The organism is Clostridioides sp. ES-S-0049-02, from assembly GCF_020658465.1.
Taxonomy (GTDB): Bacteria; Bacillota; Clostridia; order Peptostreptococcales; family Peptostreptococcaceae; genus Clostridioides.
In genome coordinates, this window is the sequence record NZ_JACVWG010000096.1 from 1 (window position 1) to 255 (window position 255).

At 23.9% G+C, this 255-nt stretch carries 1 protein-coding gene; it reads left to right on the plus strand.

Annotated features, from left to right (window positions below; all coding sequences use genetic code 11):
- A partial coding sequence (locus IC213_RS21455) for a hypothetical protein (RefSeq protein WP_227863597.1) occupies positions 1–255 on the plus strand: 255 nt, incomplete at both ends.

Genomic DNA, 255 nt, shown 5'->3' on the forward strand with positions numbered 1-255 from the left:
GTAATAATAGATGCAAGTGATTATTTATTTTCATTAAATCATTCAACACCATATTCTTATCTAGGATATGCTTGTGGTTATCTTAGATATTATTATCCGTTAGAGTTTATTTCAGTTTTATTAAATACAAATAATGGAAACATAGAAAAAACATCTAAAATAACAGAATACGCACTAAAAAGAGGTGTGAATATTTTTAATCCTAAATTTAGATTCTCCAAGTCTGAATATTTCTTTGATAAAAAAACAAATAGT